Raw genomic sequence first — 18,076 nt, forward strand, 5'->3', positions numbered from 1 at the left:
TGTGCGCCACGCACATAAGTTGATGCCCGCCTGTCCGTCGCAGGCCTTCACCGGTTCTGCCTTTAAGCAAGAATCGAAGGTTGGCCGATATCCGTCCAACCTTCGATTCTGCGGTCCGTTTGCTAGAGCCGGATGTCTGCAGACTCCCCCGGTTTCAAGGCGATGAGGAGTTCGCTGAGCCCGGCATCGGCGAAAAGCTTGCTGATCTGGTCCGCATTCTGGCTGAAATGTTCCCACGAATCCTCGTGCACTGGAACGACCTTCTTGACACCCATGATCTTGGCCGCCTCCAGGGCCCGGTCATTGCTGAGGGTGATGTACGCGCCATCTGCGATCACATCGAATTTTGCGCCGCCGACGAAGAGCACAGCGATATCAATGGCTGGAAAACGATCCGCAATTTCGCGCACGATATCCAGCTCGGAGTTATCACCGCTGATGTAAATCGTCGGCATGCCCTCTGCTTCGAGGACAAAGCCAATAACGGGCCCGAGTGCGTCCCACACGCCCTCCGGGCCATGATGCGCCGGCACTGCCGTGATTTTCATCTGCCTGCCATCGGGAAGCGTAACGGTATGAGTCTCGTAGTCGCTGGTCCCGCGGACGTTGGGGCCGAAGTTCTTCGCAGCCTCCGTCGTGGTGAGGGCAAGCGGCACCATCGTCAGAAAACCCCGGCCGGCCACGTCCAGGTTGTCGATGTGCTCGTGGGAGGCGAGTGCCAGGTCAACGTGGCCAAGCTCCTCGGGGGTGGCGCTGGGGGCGAGCTTCTTGATGACGGGTCCGGCGATTGGGTGGTGGTAGACCTGGGGGGAATCGAAGGTGGGGTCAGTGATCATCCGGTAGCCGGCGATCTCGAGGAGCAGGGTCGGTCCTCCAATGAGGGTTGCTTTGACGTCGTCCATAATTTCAGTCCTTTATCGGGTCGGTGGCGGCCGGGGTTCAGCTCTTGCTCGTCATTTGAGCCGTGATGTCTTCCGCCCCGTGCAGGACATAGACGAGCTTGCCGTCATCGTCGAAAGCCGGAGCGTTCAGGGGCTGGAACCACCGGGGCTCGAAAATCCCGTCTGAGTTCTCGATGTCATAGCGAACAGGCGGAAGAATATCGATCTTGCCGGTTTCGACAACACGCTCGATGGAGCTGCGCAGAATCTCTGTTCCCTTGGCGTCAGGGTTGTCCGGGTTGTCCGGAAAAGCCTCGAGGATGTCCATGCCGACGATTCCCTCGCGGCTCTTTCCCGTAGATGCAAGGAACGAGTCAGTGGCAGCGACGATCGTTCTGTCGGGGGTGACGATGATGTATTGGTTCGGCAGACTTTCGAAGATTTTCTGAAAGTCGGGGTTATGTGCATCTGAGGATGACACTTCGACTCCTTTCCCTGATGAGCGACTCTTTCGCGTCTCGTATTGCCATTGCAGCAGGTGGGGCCGCCCCCCCACTAGTGCAATACATGGACTGGAAGGAGTCAGCGTCCCTGCTGTTTCGCCGACCAGGGCCTGCCGCAGATGTCGGGAAAAACGGGGATGCCCTTTGGCTTGGGCCATCGGCGGCATTTGTCCCAGATCCCTAGAGTCCGAAGGCGGTTCCGTGGCCATGCTCGAACACGAGGTTGGTCTGGGTGCCTGCGACGGCAGGATTCGATGACAGATGGTCCAGTACGAATTGACGGATGTGCTCGGTATTCCTGGCCGTGATGTGGATCAGGAAATCATCTGCACCGCCAAGAACGAAGAATTGCTTGATCTCGGGCAGGTCCCGCAACTCATTTCCGAAGGCATTCATCAGGTGCCGGGCCCCAGGCCTAAGCCGCACGCTGACCAGGGCCTGGAGGGGCAGGCCCATTGCTTCGGGTGCGACTTCGACGGTGAAGCGCTTGATTACCCCCGACTCTTTGAGCGCCTTGAGGCGGGCAAGACAGGTTGACGGCGCAAGTCCGAGGGCCTCCGACAACGACTGATTGGTACGCCTTGAATTATTGGACAGCAGGCCAAGAAGCTTGTGGTCCACTTCGTCCAATGGCACCTGTTGCAGTTTCTGCGAGTCCGACACTCTGTAACGCTCCTCACAATGCAGGAATTAATGAGCTGCTTCCATTCTGCCGCAGATCCTGCGAGCAGGGCTCACGTTTCCGCATTTTCTGTCATTCTTTTGCCCACAAGCATCAATCCCCTCAGAAAGCATGAGTCATGATCATCTCCGTCCCCAAGGAAATCAAGAACAACGAGTTCCGCGTCGCGATCACTGCCGCCGGCGTCCACGAATTCAAAGCAAACGGCCACGACGTGCTCGTGGAAACCGGCGCCGGCGCCGGTTCCGGCATCAGCGATCAGGAGTACGCCCTTGCCGGAGCCGAGATCGTCGAGACCGCAGAGGAGGCCTGGGCGCGGGCCGACATGGTGATGAAGGTCAAGGAACCCGTGGCATCCGAATACCGGCACTTCCGTGAGGGCCTGCTACTTTTCACCTACCTGCACCTTGCAGCGGAACCCGCACTGACCCAGGCGCTTGTCGAATCCGGTGTCACCGCCATCGCGTACGAGACCGTTCAGGAAGGCCGGGCACTGCCGCTGCTCGCCCCGATGTCCGAAGTGGCCGGCCGGCTCTCCGTCCAGGTCGGTGCGACCTCGCTCATGGCGCCGGCAGGGGGCAAGGGTGTGCTGCTCGGCGGCGTTCCGGGCGTCCGTCCCGCCAAGGTTGTCGTCCTCGGTGCAGGCGTCGCCGGCACCAACGCCGCGGCCATGGCGCTCGGCCTCGGCGCCGACGTCACCATCCTGGACATCAACATCAACCGGCTGCGCGAGCTGGACGCCCAGTACCAGGGCCGCCTGAAGACCGTAGCGTCCAACTCATACGAGATCGAAAAGTCCGTTATCGATGCTGATCTCGTCATCGGCTCCGTCCTGATCCCGGGCGCCAAGGCACCCAAGCTCGTCACCAACGACCTCGTGGCCCGGATGAAGCCCGGCTCGGTGCTCGTTGACATCGCCGTGGACCAGGGCGGCTGCTTTGAAGATACCCACCCCACCACGCACCAGGAACCCACGTACAAGGTCCACGAGACGATCTTCTACTGCGTGGCCAACATGCCCGGCGCTGTCCCGAACACCTCCACCTACGCCCTGACCAACGTCACGCTCCGCTACGCGGTGGCTTTGGCCAACTACGGCGTCAAGGGTGCTTTCGACCGGCTCCCCGCTCTCGCCGGCGGTCTGAACGTGGCGGCAGGCAAGGTCACCCACAAGTCTGTCAGCGATGCCCACGGGCATGACCTCGCCGACTGGCAGGACCTGGTAACGGTTTAAGGCATCGGCCGTGTCTGCCCGATAGAAGGCAGACACGGCCCGCTTCACAGGAAGGGAAAGCATCGAATGGCATTTCACCTGCAACCCAAGTGGCAGCCGCTGATTGGCCAGCCGGTCATTGTTAAACTTCAGGATGAGGAGATCCGGCGCGGAGTTGTCGATGCAGTCACCGACGATGATCAAATCCTGTGGCTCGACAGTGACGGCGCTGAGCCCCGCCGGCTATTTCACCGGGCAGACGGTTTCAACGTGTGGGTCGACTACAAGTGGGAAACCGAGAGGTTCAGCCGTTGCCCTGACTTCCAGCGGGAGGCTGCATCATGAGGGGCGGGCAGTCCAAGGCGGCTGGATACGTACAGCATCGGGAACGGTTTCACAGTGATAATGAATTGTCAGCAGCAATCACCAGGCTGCGTTCCCAACGGGACAACAGTGAAGCGTCAGGTGTTCTTGTCACCTGGCACGGCCCCTGGTCCTACACCCTGGAGCTCTGCCACCGGATTCCTCCCGGGCTCGTCTACGAGTGCATCGCGTCTGAACGACTGAATATGGCACTCTAATTCAGACCCGGCCTGACGGGCCGCGCCCATCAGCGCTCCCCCAGCAGGCTCGTAACCTCAACGACCGTCCTTTCCGATGGGCGCCAGGCACACGGTCCGCGCGAATGATGTGCCCGCAGTACATGTCGATCACCTGAACCGCCACGAAAATGGTCGAAGATGAACAGCCGCAAGCCCCTCCCCTACCTGGTGTGTCAGAGAGCGGGGAGCGCCACCGGCCCTGTGCAACCTGGCAACGACAAAGGAACCCTGATGTCCGAACTCACTGTTGAAAGAGCAGATCTCGGCATGGCATGGGCGGTCAAAGACAGCTTTGTCCGCTACGTGCAGTCCATGCATGACGGACGCATACTCTTGCGTGACGGTGCTGCCGTGACCAATACCCGGCAGTTCTATTTCCCGTTCAAGAGCCTGGACCAGTCTGCCGGTGACCACTTTGTGCTCCAGTTCGGTGGGGAGGCGCGCTTCCTCGCCCACCATGGGCTTATGTCGGTCGCAATTTGCAACCCAAAAATAGAAGTCGGGCCGGACGGGGCATGCCTGTCCATCGAGCAAGGAAACGAGACGGTGCAGCTCGCCGATCTCCGTTTGCCGGCGGTGTCGGTGGAAGACGGCGTAACCATGTGGGCGAATGTCCAGGTAGCGTTGACCAGCGCAGGAGCGGCTGTCTTCGCAGACAGCTACTCAGCCGGAGAGACCCTGGCTCCGCTGACCATGAGAGCACCATCCTTCGTGAAAGTACCGTGACGTCGTCTTTGAGGGAACCTGTTCGACACCGCTTGGGGCCGGTGCTGGGAAACACCTGAAGACACGGGTGCGTTTGTTTGTTGCAAGGAGCTCAAGATACGTAGGCGCTTCAACATACCTGGCCCTTCGCGTTTAGGCATGGTTCGTTTGTTTGATCCGGTAGGGGCGGTGGCCGCCGGCGGCGAGTAGGCATCTAAGTCTGTAGTTAGTGAAGTTGCGGAAGCCACGGGCGATTCTGCGGGTGGTTTCGATGACGCCATTTATCGCTTCGGTGGGTCCATTGGAGGCGCCGTTGGTGTCGAAGTAGGCCAGGATCGCTGCCTTCCATTGTTTGAGCGTCCGGCCCAGTCGTGAGATTTCCGGGATCGGGCAGGACGGGAACGAAGCGATCACTTCGTTGATTAGTTCCCTGCCTCGCTCGGGTCTGGCGTGGTAGATGTTGCGGAGCTTCTGGTAGCACTGCCAGGCCAGGGTGACCTCGTGGTGCGGGTCCCCGAGGGTGAGCTTCGCGTCGAGCCGGGCGGTTTGTTTGTCGGTGAGGTGTTCGGCGCCGACTTGCAGCGCCCGGCGGATGCCGTAGAGCGGATCGCCCTTGCGGCCGCGGTGTCCGAGGGTGTCCTGCTGGACGCGGCGGCGGACCTCATCGACCATGGCCGATCCGAGTTTTACGACGTGGAACGCGTCCAGGACGGTGATGGCTTCTGGCAATTCATCGCGGATTGCGTTCGCGTAGCCACGGAACGGATCCAGGGCCGCTGTCTTGATGCCGGTGGTGAAGGCGGCACCGCGCTCTTTGAGCCAGTCGGCGTAGGCCTTCCCGGACCGTCCTGGAACGAGGTTCAGCAACCGGGCGTGAACTATGCCGCGGGCGTCCCGTGTGTGGTCCACGATCCCGGTGACCATGCCGGATCCCGGCGGGCCCGTGTGTGACCAGACATGCTCGTCGACGCCGAGCGCGTTCACGCCGGCCAGCCGTTCCGTGATGCCGATGCGCCTGGTGGCCTCTGCCTTGATGGCGTCCCAGACGGTGTGCCAGGAAAAGCCGAGCTGATGGGCCAGGGCTGAAACGGAAGTGTCGAAACGCTGCAGCGCGTCGGTCGCCCATGCCACTGCCCGGGCGGTGAGTTTCGCCCGCGGCCCGGCCAACGGGTGTTCCTCGGTGAAGGTGTTCCCCCGGACAGTCCGGGTCGGGGCAGCGCCAGACGCGATTGGCCCACAGCAGCCGCACCGGACGACCGAAACACGGGGTGTCATGGAGACGAACCGGCCGGCGGCCGTGCCCGACCGCGACGACGCCGCAGCCCGGACAGCCACTGAGGGTTTCACCGGTTTCGACGTGCAGAACCAGGCCGTTGGCGGTTGCTGTGACGGAGTTGATGTGGAGGCCCTCGACACCGAGCAGCGCATCCGGCGCGCGTGCACCAGCGGCCACCGGAACAAGACATAGAGTTATTCATGTCAGGGTCTCTTTTGGGTGTTGGTTTGCTTGGCCGCAACCAATTCAAAGAGGCCCTGACCTTATTCCCACCGCACCACGCCGCACCGACAACATCCAATGCCCGGCGGGGACAGTCTCAGCCAGCACTAACCACGCTCATCTGCGAAGGGCCACATACCTGGCGCATCCGATCACGACGGATATGGCATGTTCCCGCCCCCTTGGAATGACTGGTGCCGGGGGCAGGAGGCGCGGCGCCGGATGTCCAGGACACGTCCAAGCCGCAACGGCAGCGCCGCCACACCACTTGGTCTACTGGGAAGCCACTGTTGCGGTCGTTCGGACCAGGTGGGCGAAGCGTCGTGCCATTGCCTCAGTATGCTCCCTCACAATCTGGTCTTGATTCTCGAACGCCTGCATACCATGCCCTGCCCGCTCCATGGCAACCGCGTCATTCTCGTCGACCAGGGATAGCCACTGGCGGTAGACCGCCGGCGACAGCTCAGGGTGAAACTGAACTCCCCACGACATTTCGCCTACCCGGAAAGCCTGATGCGGATATTGGGCGGTCATCCCGAGCCAGACCGCCGAAGGTGGCAGGTGGTCGATCATGTCCCCATGCATGGCCCCGGCGCAGAAAGGGCCCGGTAACCCGGCCATCAGGGGATCCCCGGCCGCCTCGGACCGTAATGCTACCTCTACGACTCCCGCCTCGAGGCCCTGGTCGCCCCTGGTCACCGTACCGCCGAAAGTCTGTGCCATCAGCTGAGCTCCGAGGCATATCCCAAGTGTGGGCTTCCTGTGGCTGGCAGCAGCTGCCATAAGGCTGCGGATGTGGGCAAGCCAGTGATAGACATGGTCGTCCAGCGAGCTCATGTCACCGCCCAGGACCACCAGGGCGTCCTCCCGAAGTATTTCCGGGATCACGTCGTCATTAAATGGCTGGACAATTCTGGTGGTTATACCCTCATCGTGCAGCCACAGGCCGAGACGGTCGATCGGGCAATAGGGATCCGGCTGTATGACGAGGGCCTGCAAAGTGCCGGCGCCTCGGGAAAGATCTGGCTGGTAGGTCATGCTCGAATTCCTTATCGGGCGATCGGAGTTTCCAATACTTCAAGGTAGCGAACGGCATCGCCGCGACCGCAGTGCCATTTGCACATGGAGATCCGAATGTGTGTGCTTGCAGAGCTGAGGCATTGGCGCTTCGGATGGCTGGGGTCGACACTATTCACACCATGGGACGGTCCTTGAACAGGAATTTAGTTTGGGCGGCCGTTGCCGTCACTGAAGAACCGCGCGCTGGCCTTCCCGCACCGCCAACCGTGCGGCAATGCCTGTGGGTAGCCAGTCTCCGGATTCTTCGAAGGAATGACCGATGAGCTGCTCTACGCGCTGGAGGCGTTGCCGGAGCGTGTTGCGGTGGATGTGCAACTTGGAGACCGTGTCCGCAATGGATCCCTTGTTGGATAGCAGCATGGCAACTGTTTCGGCCAACTGGGTTCCATTTTCTGCGTCGTAGCGCATGAGGGACCTGAGTTCAGCGAGCACGTCCTTGATCTCCGCAGACATCCCTTCCCCTACGAGCGGCACGTCCTGCAGATGTTCTATTTCGCTGAAAGAGGTGACCCGTCTCCCGGACGTCCTGGCAACCAGTTCTGTCCATGCCAGTGCGGTCTCGGCGTCGGAAAGCGCAGGCTGCAGGGAAGCGACATCGCGGGCCACCGGACCGAGGCCGGCGAAGGCTGAGACGCCGCGGTGTTCGTCGAGCTCAGAAAGAGTTGTCTCCAGCTTCGCCTTGATCTCCTCTCCCGTACCGGAGGGGGTATCAATAAAGAGCAGGCTGAGGGGTCCCTCCGTGAAGACGAGGGACCGTGGGCCGGCCAGTTCCTGCAGGTAGGGGGCAATGCGCCTGGACACCGCATCCGAGTCGAATTTCAGCCGTTTCACCCGTACCAGGACAGGCAGTGTGCGGCCCTTTGACCAGCCTGACTCCTCCAGAATGCGGGCGAATGTGCTCGTGCCGACGCTTCGAAGCAGGCGTGAAGCATGGGAGGAACCTACCGATTCCAGTTCTACTGCTTCAAACAGGGCGGCCAGTTGGGAGCAAATGGCGCTGAGTCGGTCAAGTTCCCTGGCGGAATAGCGGCGTGGACGGTAGCAGGTGACGATGCCCCGGGTGCTCGTCAGGCCGAAGGAAACAGATATCCGCTCATGTCCGGCGAAGTTGGATTCGATAAATTCGGAGGTTGCTGTTCGTGAGTGAGTGGTTCGAACCACTGTTCCGCTTCGCTCGCCCTTGTCCATTGCGATGGCAGTGGGCGGGGATGTGGCTGGACCACGACCGAAATATTCGATGACGCAACCGTCGGAGCTCATGTGCTTGAGGATCGACTGGGCGGCCACTTGAGCGCATTGCAGAACCGAAGTGGCGGAGTTGATCGGGAAATCTACAAGGAAATGTGCTGCTGCAGACTGACGCCGCAAGTCATCAACAGTCTCAGCCTGCAGCAGGCCGCTGGCAAGCAGCATGCCCACCTCGTCGGCAATCAGCTTTGACTCCCACGTGAAGGTTTCCTCGACATACGACCAGAGGCTGAATACACCCAGGAGCGTCCCGGTCGGAGCCACGATCGGGACTACCAGCATCGAGTTGAAATCTTCTTCCTGCAGTTCGCTGATGCTGACGAACCGCGGATCCTGCTGAATGTTTTTGTTAAGGACAACTGACTGCCGGGTAAGCCCCACCCAGCCGGTTACCCCCTCGCCGAGGCGAAGGGTGACCCTTCCAACTTGCTGGCTCTGCACTCCAGCGGTACCTGCACGCATAACAAGAACTTGTTCCTGTTCATCCCACAGGTAGACGAAAACCCCTGCTGAGTTTGTTGCCCTGGCAACCAGGTCCACTGCCCTTTGAGCAAGCGCGAGCGGATCGGGTCCTTCCATCATGAGCTGCGTGAGCTCAGACAGGGTATCTGCCCGGAGCTCTGCTATTTGGAGTTTTTGGCGATAGTCAGCCGGCAGGACCTCGTTCGGTTGCGGCGCCGCGGGCTCAGCAGGGGTATTCATCTTTTCAGCTTAGGAGGCTCATGCCCATGGAGGCCCGACTGAACTGCCTTGGCGCGTTGACGCCAATCCAGGCCGCCTCCTCCTCCGCGGATCCGATCCGGTACAAGGCGGCGTTGCGTTCCTCGGCAGCGTAGACCTGCACAAGTTCGCCTTCCGGCGGAAGCATCCCGTGTACCTGGACCTTTCGACCAAACTGCTCCGTCCATCCGTACGGAGCCTGTTCCAGTTCCATGGATTCGAAGCCGGCGAAGTATTCAGCCAGGGCTGCACCGTGCCGTTGCGCCTGAGTCCAACTCTCGAACCGCCGAAACGTTCCGTCCTCGGCCTGCCGTGCCGAAACGTCTCCGATAGCGAAGATCCCGTCAGCGATTTCACCGCTGGTCAGCAGCGCCTTCCCGTCGGCAGTGCAACGGACTCCGTTGGAAATGTCGAGGTCGCTGTAGGTCAGCCATTCAGTATTGGGCCGGGCGCCGACAGCGCTGATAACAAGGTCGGCGTGCAGGTCCAGGCCGCTGACCTGGACTGTCCATGCGGCATCGGTTTTCTGAATGGACTCCACAGCAACTCCAAAGTGGGTTACAACACCGGCCGAGTGCATCCATGCCTTTGCTTCTTCCCCCAGATGTCCTGAAAAGAAGCGCTGCATTGGTTGCGGAGCCAGATCCACTACGGTGACCGCAAGCCCACGCTGGGCCAGTGTGGAGGCGAGCTCCGCACCAATGGTTCCGGCGCCGATGATGATCGCACTGGCAGCCCCTGCATCCACGGCATTGCGCAGGGCGAGGGCATCCTCGGCGGTTCTCAGGCTGAGAACGCCTGCCGGCTCTTTTGGCAGTCTGATGGAACCGGCTCCGGATGCGATGACGACCGCGTCAGCCGCCACTTCTCCGAGCTTGTCCAGCAGAACAGTCCGCTTGTCAGGGAGCAGCCCGATCGCCTTTGCGTTGAGGATCGGCGTAGCCTCCGGCCACCACTCGGCCGGTTCGACGGAACCAGTGCCTAAAAGAAACTGCTTGGACAGCGGGGGCCGGTCGTAAGGCGCATTCGGGTCGGAATCTATGACGATAAATTCGCCTGCAAACCCAAGCTCACGGCTGCGTTCAATCAGCATCGCCGATGCAACCGAAGCGCCAATAATCGCGACCCGGTCTGGCAGATGTGTCACGACGCCGAAACCTCTGCGGCTTTTTCGCCGGCCTCGGTCGATTCCCGTTCAAGGATTGCCCGTTCAGGGCAGTTCCGGATGGCCTTGCGGACGTTCGGCTCGTCGCCGCTGTTTTCGCGGCCAGGAATGACGTGCGCATAGCCTTCCTCGTCGATCTCGAAGGTTTCGGGTGCCAGCGCCCAGCACCGGGCGTGGCCCTGGCAACGCCCTCCATCGACCCAAAGTTCTCCCATAGTGATCAAGCTCCAATCTTGAGGGTAAGCGGGCCGACGCCGTGCCACGGCTCGTCGTCATTCGCCCGTTCAAAGTGAGGGACAGCCTTCAGGAATTCCTCCATGGCAATAACCATCTCGGCGCGGCCAAGGTTCGATCCAAGGCACCGGTGGATACCGCCGCCGAAGGCCAGATGGCGGTTGTCTTCACGGTCAATCTTGATTTCATTGGGTTCTTCGTAGACCTCCGGGTCCCGGTTGCCCGCGCCGAAGACGAGCACGACGCGTTCCCCGGCCTTGATCTCCTGGCCACGGACAACTGTGTCTGCTTTTGCTGTGCGGGCCATGGCCTGGACCGGAGAAAGCGTCCGCAGGAACTCCTCGGCAGCTGTGGGGATCAGGTCCGGGTCTTCACGCAACTGCTGCTGGGCGTGCGGGTTGCCGGCAAGGTACCAAAGGGCGGACCGGATTGCCCAGGCGGTCGTATCCAGCCCGGCCAGGAAGAGCAGGTAGCAGTACGACAGCAGTTCTTCACGCGTGAGCTTCCGTCCCTTCACCTCCGCTTTCAGAAGCTGGGTGATCAGATCGTTGCTGGCCTCTGCTTCCGGTCCGGCCTTTTCCCGTTCGTCGAGAAGGCGGTCGAAGTAATCGTTGAGCTCGCGTCCGGCCGCGTAGGCCGTTTCAGGATGGGCCGTGCGCTCATAGATGATCTCATCGATCCACCGGTCGAAAATCGGCCAGTCCTGCTCCGGATATCCGGCCAGGCGGCTAAAGATGATTGTCGGCATCGGGCGGGCAAGCTTCGCCGAGACATCAACGACGTCGCCCGCCGCGAGGACCTCCTGGCAGAGCTGCCGGGCGGTCTCCCGCATTCCCGGGCCCAGCTTGGAAACATTCATGGGAGTGAACATCGGCAGCAGGATCTTGCGGAAGTCAGCGTGGGTCGGCGGATCGATGTCAATCGGGATAAGGGGGACATCGGTGCCGAAGGCAGGGAGGAGCATGGAGGGACCGACAGCGAAAGTGTCAGGATCCTGCTCTGCATTGAAGATGTCTTCGCTCTTGGTGATGTACCAAAAGCCCCCATACTTGTCGCTGTGACCGACAGGACCGTTGGCGAGCATGTCCTGGTAGTCGTCGAAAATGTTGTCGAGTGCCCGTCCGTGGAAGTCAAAGTCTGACTTGTTGTGGCTGAGCCCGCGCTCGGTTTCTGTGCTCATGAGAATTGCTCCTGAAGTAGTTGCTCTGACTGTGCGTGTGCCGCGGCCTTCTCCACGAGATCCACGAAGAGAGCCTTCTGGGCTTCGTCATAATCGACCATGTGTTCGGGATGCCACTGCACCCCGATCAGGCTGGCATCATCGGCTTCGATTGCCTCAATAACATCGCCTTCCCGTCCCACAATGCGAAGGGCTTTCCCGAGCCTTCCCAGGCCCTGGTGGTGGTAGCTGTTCACCGGGATGCTCAGGCCTTTAGCGATCCGGGCAAGTTCGGAATCAGGTTCCAGCTGCACCCTGTGCCACGGTTGGTGCGAAGGGTTGTCCTGCCAGTGCCCTCGGTCCGGGCTTACTTCCTGGACCAGGGTTCCGCCGCGAATGACGTTGACAAGCTGCATTCCCCGGCAGGTCGCCAGGACCGGTATGCCACGAAGCATGGCCTCGTTGTAAAGCTCGATCTCGAAATCGTCCCGGATATCGCAGACGTCATAGACCGTGTCGATCGGGTCCTCGCCATACAGTCGGGGGCTGATGTCGCCGCCGCCGGTGAGGATGAGCCCGTCGAACCCTTCAAGGGCCGCATCGGGGATTGTTGCCGTTGACGGAAGAATGGCAGGACGGCCGCCCGCGGCAAGGACGCCGTTGGCGTAGGCCATGTTCTGGACTGTTGAAGGCATCGGGCCGAAGGCGGTATCGACGGTTTGCCGAGCCGCTGAAATGGCAATAAGGGGCGCCCTCATGTCAGTAAACCAGCCAGCCACCGTCGACGTGGATGGTGGTACCGGTCACCCAGCTGGCCTCGTCGCTGGCCAGGAACGCGACGGCGTTGGCAACGTCGGACGGGCGGCCGATACGTCCGAGCGGCGTACGGTCAAGGAGGAACTTCACGGCCTCTTGGTTCTCCAGCACGGACTTGGTGAACGGGGTCTCGATGAAGCCCGGGGCAACAGCATTGACGCGGATCTTGGAAGCCGCGGTTTCGATGGCCAAAGCCTTCGTGAACATCAGGAGTGCACCCTTGGAAGCGTTGTAATGCACCTGGGGGTGCCCGCTGCTGGCGATGACGATATGGGCCTCGACTGATGTGATGTTGACGATGGCGCTGGTTGAATCGTCGCCTCGGGCGGCGGCGCCCTTCTCCAGCAGCGGACGTGCAGCCTGGCTGACCAGGAACGGGCCTGTGGAGTTCACGGCGAAGACCTGGTCCCATTCGGCAACGCCGAGGTCATCGAAGTTGCTGCCCTTGACGATGCCTGCGTTGTTGACGAGGGTGTCGAGCCGGCCGAACTTGGCATCGATCTCGGCCATGCCGCTGCCGACCGAAGCCTCGTCGGCGACGTCCATAACAACAGGAACCATTTCCGGGTGCTGGCCAACCAGGCGCTCGAGCGCGGCCTCGTCACGGTCGAGGGCTACGACGGTAGCGCCCTCCTTGAGCAGCTTTTCTGCGATGGCAAGGCCGTTTCCGGACGCGGCTCCGGTGACTGCGGCGATCTTTCCGGGGTGAGTAGTCATTGGGTGTTTCTTCTTTCTTGGTAAGGAAAATGGTGGATTGAACGCTTCTCAGCGCTGCACTGGGCGCTAGATTCGTTCCAGGTAACGTGCGATTTCGAAGTCGGTGACACTGGTCTGAAGCTTGCGGAGCTCCCAGCGCCTCGTCTGGACGTAGTGCGTGACGAAGGTTTCACCGAAGTACTCCTTGGCGACCTCGCTCTTCTCGAACTGTTCGATGGCCTGGCCGAGTGTTGCGGGGAGCTCCTTTACCTGGTGTCCCTCCTCCAGGGCGTATGCGTTGCCTACCACCCGCTTGGGAGCGGTCATCTTTGTGTCCACGCCGTGCAGGCCGGCGGCGATGCTGGCAGCGATGACCAGGTAAGGATTGGCGTCAGCGCCAGGTACCCGGTTTTCGATGCGCGCAGCACTGCCCGTTGACGGGATGGACCTGATGGCAACCGTACGGTTGTCCAGGCCCCAGGTGGCGCTGGATCCGGCCCATTGCCCGCCTTCGGTCCGCTTATAGGAGTTGATGGTGGGCAGGTAGAGGGCGGTAAGCTCCGGCGCCGTCTCGACGACGCCCGCCAGGTAGTTGTACCCGACGGCGCTCAGCTCGCCGGGCTCCTCGGCATTGGCGAAAGCTGACTTGCCGGATTCCGGATCCCAGAGACTCTGGTGCATGTGCCCGGAGGAGCCGGCCCACTCCGGGTTGATCTTGGCCATGAACGATGCCGTGTAGCCGGCTTCAGCTGCGACCTCCTTGACGGTGGCCTTAAGCCGGAGGGCGTTGTCCGCGGCTGCGAGAGCATCCGAGTAGTGGATGTTCATCTCGAACTGGCCCGGGCCGTTTTCGCTGTTGCTGGCCTCGATGAAAATACCCTGCTCAGACAGGCGGCGGCGGATCTCGCCGATGAGGAACTCGGTGCCTGTGTCCCTGACGAGGCTGTAGGTGTGGCTGCCAGCCGTGATGGGAGTCAGGTCACGCCAGCCGTTGGCGGCAAGCTCGGTTGGAGTCCCCTTGAACAGGTAAAACTCGAACTCGTAGGCGCAGACCGGCGAGTAACCGAGGTCTTCGGCTTTCTTCACAACCCGCTTAAGAATGCTCCGGGGACAGATCGCCGCCGGCTCGCCGGACATTTCGTAGGCATCGCAAATGACGGATGCGACCCCAGGTTCCCCCGGAACAACCTTCAGGGTGTTGAGATCCGGCAGCAGGGTCACGTCAGGGTAGCCCGAGTCCCACCCCGTGTAGCTGAGATCAGAAATGATCTCATCCTGAATGTCCCAGCCGAAGATGATGTTGCAGATGTTTGTGCCGCGCTCAGCGACACTTTCCAGGAAGTACCGGGCGGGGATGCGCTTGCCGCGCCACACACCGTCCAGGTCCACGACGCCCACTTTGAAGGTTTTGATGTCGTTTTCGGAGACGAACTTTTGCAGTTCGTCGTGGGCTGACCCTGCGGCGGTTTTATCCTGCATGTCGATTGCCTCGAGTTCTTGGAGGTCCTCCGGGACCTGTGTGATCGGATTCACTGTGTACCTCTTTATCCTCATTGATATCGGTTACTAAAGACACTAAATGCGGGGTCTCGCGGGCGTATGTGCAAAGTGCACATCATGATTGCCGGCTACATGCATTCGGTAAGCCACGTCACATTTGAGACCGCGTCCCTGCACTCAGGCCAAGGCTTTGTTGTGTTCCTGCCCGGTTCCAGGGGTGCGAAAATCCCCGGAACCGAGCGGGCAGGCAGGCTTAGTAGACGTCCTTGACGTAACGTCCTTCGCCTTTCATGGACTGCAGGTAGTCGTGCGCCAATTCGGGCGTCATTCCACCGTGGCTGATGAGCACGGCCAGCAAGGCTTCGTCAACGTCAGGTGCTATCTGTTTGCCGCCGCACACGTAGACCGAAGCACCGCCCGACAGCCAGGCAAAAACGTCTTCACCTTCCTCGCGGATCCTGTCCTGGACGTAGACCTTGCCCTGTTGATCCCGGGAAAACGCCAGGCTGAGCCGGTCCAGCACTCCATTGGTCTGCAGTTCTTCCATTTCATCCTGATAGAGCCAGGACGGCTTCTCGTGACGGTCCCCGAAGAGCAGCCAGTTCCGTCCCCGGGCCTGTGAGACTTCGCGCTCACGAAGGAAGCCGCGGAACGGGGCAATTCCGACGCCTGGGCCGATCATGATCACATCAGTTGAGCTGTCGTCGGGCAGGTGGAACTCGTGGGCCGGCAGCGGGAACACTTTCATGGCCGTCTTGGTTTCCGCGGCGGACTGGAGGAAACCGCTGCAAGCGCCCGAATGCCGGCGCCCGGCAGCCTCGTACCGCACGGAAGAGACCGTCAGGTGGACACGGTCACCGTCAGCAAGTGGACTGGATGCGATGGAGTAAGACCGGTGCTGCAAAGGCCGCAGCATTGGGATGAACTCGTGCGGATCAACATCTGTTGATCTCGTTTCCTGCAGGACGTCCAGCATGTCCCGTCCCCACAGCCAATTCTCCAACGCCAGGCGATCACCGGACTCGACGAGGTTCCGCACGGGATGATCGGGCGCGAGATCTTCAACCAGCCAGGCCACGATGCCCAGATGAGGCAGCCGAAGCTCATAGTCGTTTTGGAGGGACTCGCGTACTGTCTTGCCGTCGTTACCGAACACCTCGCTTCCCTCGAGGCCCAGAAAGGCGAGGAGGTCATCGACGAGCTCGCCGGAGTTGGCCGGGATTACGGCGAGTGAGTCACCCGGCCGGTAGTTGCGGCCGTCGCCGCTGACCTCCAGCTCATAGTGCCAGACCTCTTTTTCAGACTCCGGAGCGCTCAGGAGTCGGGCCTCGACGACAGTGGCCGTATCAGGTTCCCGGCGGGTGGTTTTGGGCTGCTCAGCGGGCGTTGTTCCCGGGGCGGAGGAGGCTTGCGGGGTTTTGCCTGGCTTCTTGGGAACAACTGTCTTGAAGGTCTCAAGCATGCCCTTGATCCACTTGCCCGACGTCAGGTCATAGTCGACATCGCAGTCAAGGCGGTCAAGGATCCGCTTGCCGCCGAGTTCGCCAAGACGTGTGTCAAGGTCGATGCCGGCCTTGCAGAAGTCTTCGTACATCGAGTCGCCAATGGCAAGGACCGCGAAGGGCACATCCTCAAAGAGGTCTGCGCCAGCGCTCTGAAGTTGATCCCAAAACGGTTGCGCGTTATCGGGCATGTGGCCGTTGTCGTGTGTGGCGGTAACGATCAGCAGCCGGTCCTTGCGCGCCGCATCTTCGGGGGTGAGCATGTCCAGGCTCATCAGCTCGGCTGCATAGCCCTGGGCGTTTGCCTTGTCCACGATCTTGGATGCCAGGAATTCTGCGTTCCCGGTCTGGCTGCCGTAAAGCACGCTCAGGGTCTGCACAGCACTGTCTGTTGCACCGGAAACTTCGGAAGAGATGCCTTGGTCGGTGCGGACCAGTTCCCCTGTCTCAGTTGTCACGATCAGTCCTTACAAAGACGGTTTTGAGTTCGGTGTAGGCCTCGATGGCTGCCTGGCCCAGTCCGCGGCCGATGCCGGACTGCTTGAAGCCGCCGAAGGGCGTTTGCATCCGGATCGAAGAGTTGGAGTTGACGGACAGAGCCCCGGACTCCACTCCCCGTGCTGTCCTGAGTGCCTGGCCTACATCGTTGGTCCAGATGGAGCCGCTGAGCCCGTAGATGGAGCTGTTTGCCAGGGCGATGGCTTCTTCCTCGGTGTCAAAGGGGATGACCGAGGCGATGGGGCCGAAGATCTCATCAGTTGCCACCCGGCTCTTGGGGTCCGGCGCAATAACGATCCGCGGTGCCATCCAGAAGCCGGGACCCTCCGGTGCCTCGCCTGCGGTGACAACGTTCAGTCCGTCACCGAGGAAGCTGGACACGGATTCGCGGTGGCTGGCCGATACCAGAGGGCCGAGATTTGTTGTGGCATCGAGCGGGTTACCGATCTTCAGGGCGCGGGTCGTTTCGATGAACCCTTCAACGAACTCGTCGAAGACTCCCCGCTGAACGAGAAAACGGCTGCGGGCGCAGCAGTCCTGACCAGTGTTGTCGAAGACAGACATAGGCGCCGCCTGGACGCACTTTGCAAGGTCTACGTCGTTGTAGACGATGCTGGCGGACTTGCCACCCAGTTCGAGGGTGACCCGTTTCATCGTCTTGGACGCTGCCTGGATAATCGACCGGCCGGTTTCGGTGGAACCGGTGAAACTGACCTTGTTAACGCCGGGGTGTTCGGCAAGGGCGTTACCGACGCGTGCCCCAGAGCCGGTGAGGACCTGCAGCGCGTCGCCGACGACGCCCAGTTCGTTCACGATTTGGCCAAGACGGACAGTGGACAGCGGGGTGAGGGCCGCAGGCTTAACGATTACGGCGTTGCCGCAGGCGAGGGCAGGTGCGATACCCCATGACGCGATCGGCAGAGGGAAGTTCCACGGGGAGATGACGGCTACGACGCCCATCGGCTCACGGAAGGTCATGCTGATGCCACCGTCGACGGGAATGGTGTCGCCGAGGATCTTGTCGATAATGCCCGCGTAGTACTTGAAGCATTCGGCTACTCCGAGCACTTCCTGCCGGGCGGCGGCCAGCGGTTTGCCCACGTCGGTTGATTCGAGCAAGGCCAGCTCGTCGGTGTGCGCGATGACAGCGTCCGCGATGGCCCAGAGGGCGTCACGGCGTTCGGCGATAGGCTTCCGCGCCCAAATGCTCTGCGCCTTCCGGGCACGCTCGACGGCCGCGTCAACCTCAGCCAAGTCGTACGAAGGGACTTCACCAATCAGTTCCTCTGTAGCGGGGTTGTAAACGGAAATAATGCTGCTCATACTCGGGTGCTCCTTCAGGAGAGTGGATTTCGTCAAAGATTCCTAGTCCCA

Annotated in this window: 16 protein-coding genes and 1 pseudogene; 3 read left to right on the forward strand and 14 right to left on the reverse strand. The window is 61.1% G+C overall.

The genetic code is table 11. The features are described 5' to 3' along the window. Positions 1-122 precede the first annotated feature (122 nt). The 3 genes from AC1DIP_RS06805 to AC1DIP_RS06815 form a co-directional block, all read right to left on the reverse strand. Positions 123-902 carry an MBL fold metallo-hydrolase gene (locus tag AC1DIP_RS06805; protein WP_133830826.1) on the reverse strand — a complete coding sequence of 260 codons (780 nt, stop codon included), beginning with the start codon at positions 900-902 and terminating at the stop codon, positions 123-125. Between the two features lie 37 nt (positions 903-939). Next, positions 940-1,362, reverse strand: coding sequence for a PAS domain S-box protein (locus tag AC1DIP_RS06810; RefSeq protein WP_205679365.1), 423 nt, complete (start codon positions 1,360-1,362; stop codon positions 940-942). 202 nt (positions 1,363-1,564) lie between these two features. Continuing rightward, positions 1,565-2,047, reverse strand: a complete 483-nt coding sequence (locus AC1DIP_RS06815) for an Lrp/AsnC family transcriptional regulator (RefSeq protein ID WP_056387789.1) — start codon at positions 2,045-2,047, stop codon at positions 1,565-1,567. A gap of 137 nt (positions 2,048-2,184) precedes the next feature. Here AC1DIP_RS06815 and ald point away from each other — a divergent pair, with 137 nt between their 5' ends. The 3 genes from ald (at position 2,185) to AC1DIP_RS06830 (ending at position 4,607) form a co-directional block, all read left to right on the forward strand. Further along, positions 2,185-3,300: an alanine dehydrogenase gene (gene ald / locus AC1DIP_RS06820; protein ID WP_166183130.1), complete on the forward strand. Its 1,116-nt coding sequence runs from the start codon at positions 2,185-2,187 to the stop codon at positions 3,298-3,300. Positions 3,301-3,366: 66 nt separating this feature from the next. After that, positions 3,367-3,624, forward strand: coding sequence for a hypothetical protein (locus AC1DIP_RS06825; protein WP_133830829.1), 258 nt, complete (start codon positions 3,367-3,369; stop codon positions 3,622-3,624). A 488-nt stretch (positions 3,625-4,112) separates the two neighbouring features. Beyond that, the gene (locus tag AC1DIP_RS06830) at positions 4,113-4,607 is read left to right on the forward strand and encodes an HtaA domain-containing protein (RefSeq protein WP_242703048.1); all 495 of its coding nucleotides are present in this window, start codon (positions 4,113-4,115) and stop codon (positions 4,605-4,607) included. A gap of 132 nt (positions 4,608-4,739) precedes the next feature. Here the strand turns inward: AC1DIP_RS06830 and AC1DIP_RS06835 are convergent. From AC1DIP_RS06835 to AC1DIP_RS06885, 11 genes and pseudogenes are all read right to left on the reverse strand, one after another. Then, positions 4,740-6,064: pseudogene (locus AC1DIP_RS06835) on the reverse strand (ISL3 family transposase). A 293-nt stretch (positions 6,065-6,357) separates the two neighbouring features. Further along, positions 6,358-7,122 carry a type 1 glutamine amidotransferase gene (locus AC1DIP_RS06840; RefSeq protein ID WP_133830830.1) on the reverse strand — a complete coding sequence of 255 codons (765 nt, stop codon included), beginning with the start codon at positions 7,120-7,122 and terminating at the stop codon, positions 6,358-6,360. Positions 7,123-7,329: 207 nt separating this feature from the next. Continuing rightward, on the reverse strand, positions 7,330-9,114 hold the full coding sequence (locus AC1DIP_RS06845) for a helix-turn-helix domain-containing protein (RefSeq protein ID WP_133830831.1): 1,785 nt from the start codon (positions 9,112-9,114) through the stop codon (positions 7,330-7,332). 4 nt (positions 9,115-9,118) lie between these two features. Then, a complete protein-coding gene (locus AC1DIP_RS06850) occupies positions 9,119-10,279 on the reverse strand; it encodes an NAD(P)/FAD-dependent oxidoreductase (RefSeq protein WP_242703047.1) in 1,161 nt (386 codons plus the stop codon). Beyond that, complete coding sequence (locus AC1DIP_RS06855; RefSeq protein WP_133830832.1) at positions 10,276-10,512, reverse strand: ferredoxin; 237 nt, start codon at positions 10,510-10,512, stop codon at positions 10,276-10,278. The genes AC1DIP_RS06850 and AC1DIP_RS06855 overlap by 4 nt, the downstream gene beginning before the upstream one ends. Positions 10,513-10,517: 5 nt before the next feature. Then, on the reverse strand, positions 10,518-11,711 hold the full coding sequence (locus AC1DIP_RS06860; protein ID WP_133830833.1) for a cytochrome P450: 1,194 nt from the start codon (positions 11,709-11,711) through the stop codon (positions 10,518-10,520). Continuing rightward, complete coding sequence (locus AC1DIP_RS06865) at positions 11,708-12,448, reverse strand: gamma-glutamyl-gamma-aminobutyrate hydrolase family protein (protein WP_133830834.1); 741 nt, start codon at positions 12,446-12,448, stop codon at positions 11,708-11,710. Before AC1DIP_RS06865 ends, AC1DIP_RS06860 begins: the two co-directional genes overlap by 4 nt. A gap of 1 nt (position 12,449) precedes the next feature. Further along, on the reverse strand, positions 12,450-13,223 hold the full coding sequence (locus tag AC1DIP_RS06870) for an SDR family NAD(P)-dependent oxidoreductase (protein ID WP_133830835.1): 774 nt from the start codon (positions 13,221-13,223) through the stop codon (positions 12,450-12,452). 66 nt (positions 13,224-13,289) lie between these two features. Continuing rightward, a complete protein-coding gene (locus AC1DIP_RS06875; RefSeq protein ID WP_243835349.1) occupies positions 13,290-14,735 on the reverse strand; it encodes a glutamine synthetase family protein in 1,446 nt (481 codons plus the stop codon). Positions 14,736-14,955: 220 nt separating this feature from the next. Continuing rightward, the gene (locus AC1DIP_RS06880; protein ID WP_133830836.1) at positions 14,956-16,662 is read right to left on the reverse strand and encodes a diflavin oxidoreductase; all 1,707 of its coding nucleotides are present in this window, start codon (positions 16,660-16,662) and stop codon (positions 14,956-14,958) included. Further along, positions 16,652-18,025, reverse strand: coding sequence for an aldehyde dehydrogenase family protein (locus AC1DIP_RS06885; protein WP_133830837.1), 1,374 nt, complete (start codon positions 18,023-18,025; stop codon positions 16,652-16,654). Before AC1DIP_RS06885 ends, AC1DIP_RS06880 begins: the two co-directional genes overlap by 11 nt. Between the last annotated feature and the right edge of the window lie 51 nt (positions 18,026-18,076).

The sequence above is a fragment of the Pseudarthrobacter sp. 05T312 genome (assembly GCF_056396685.1).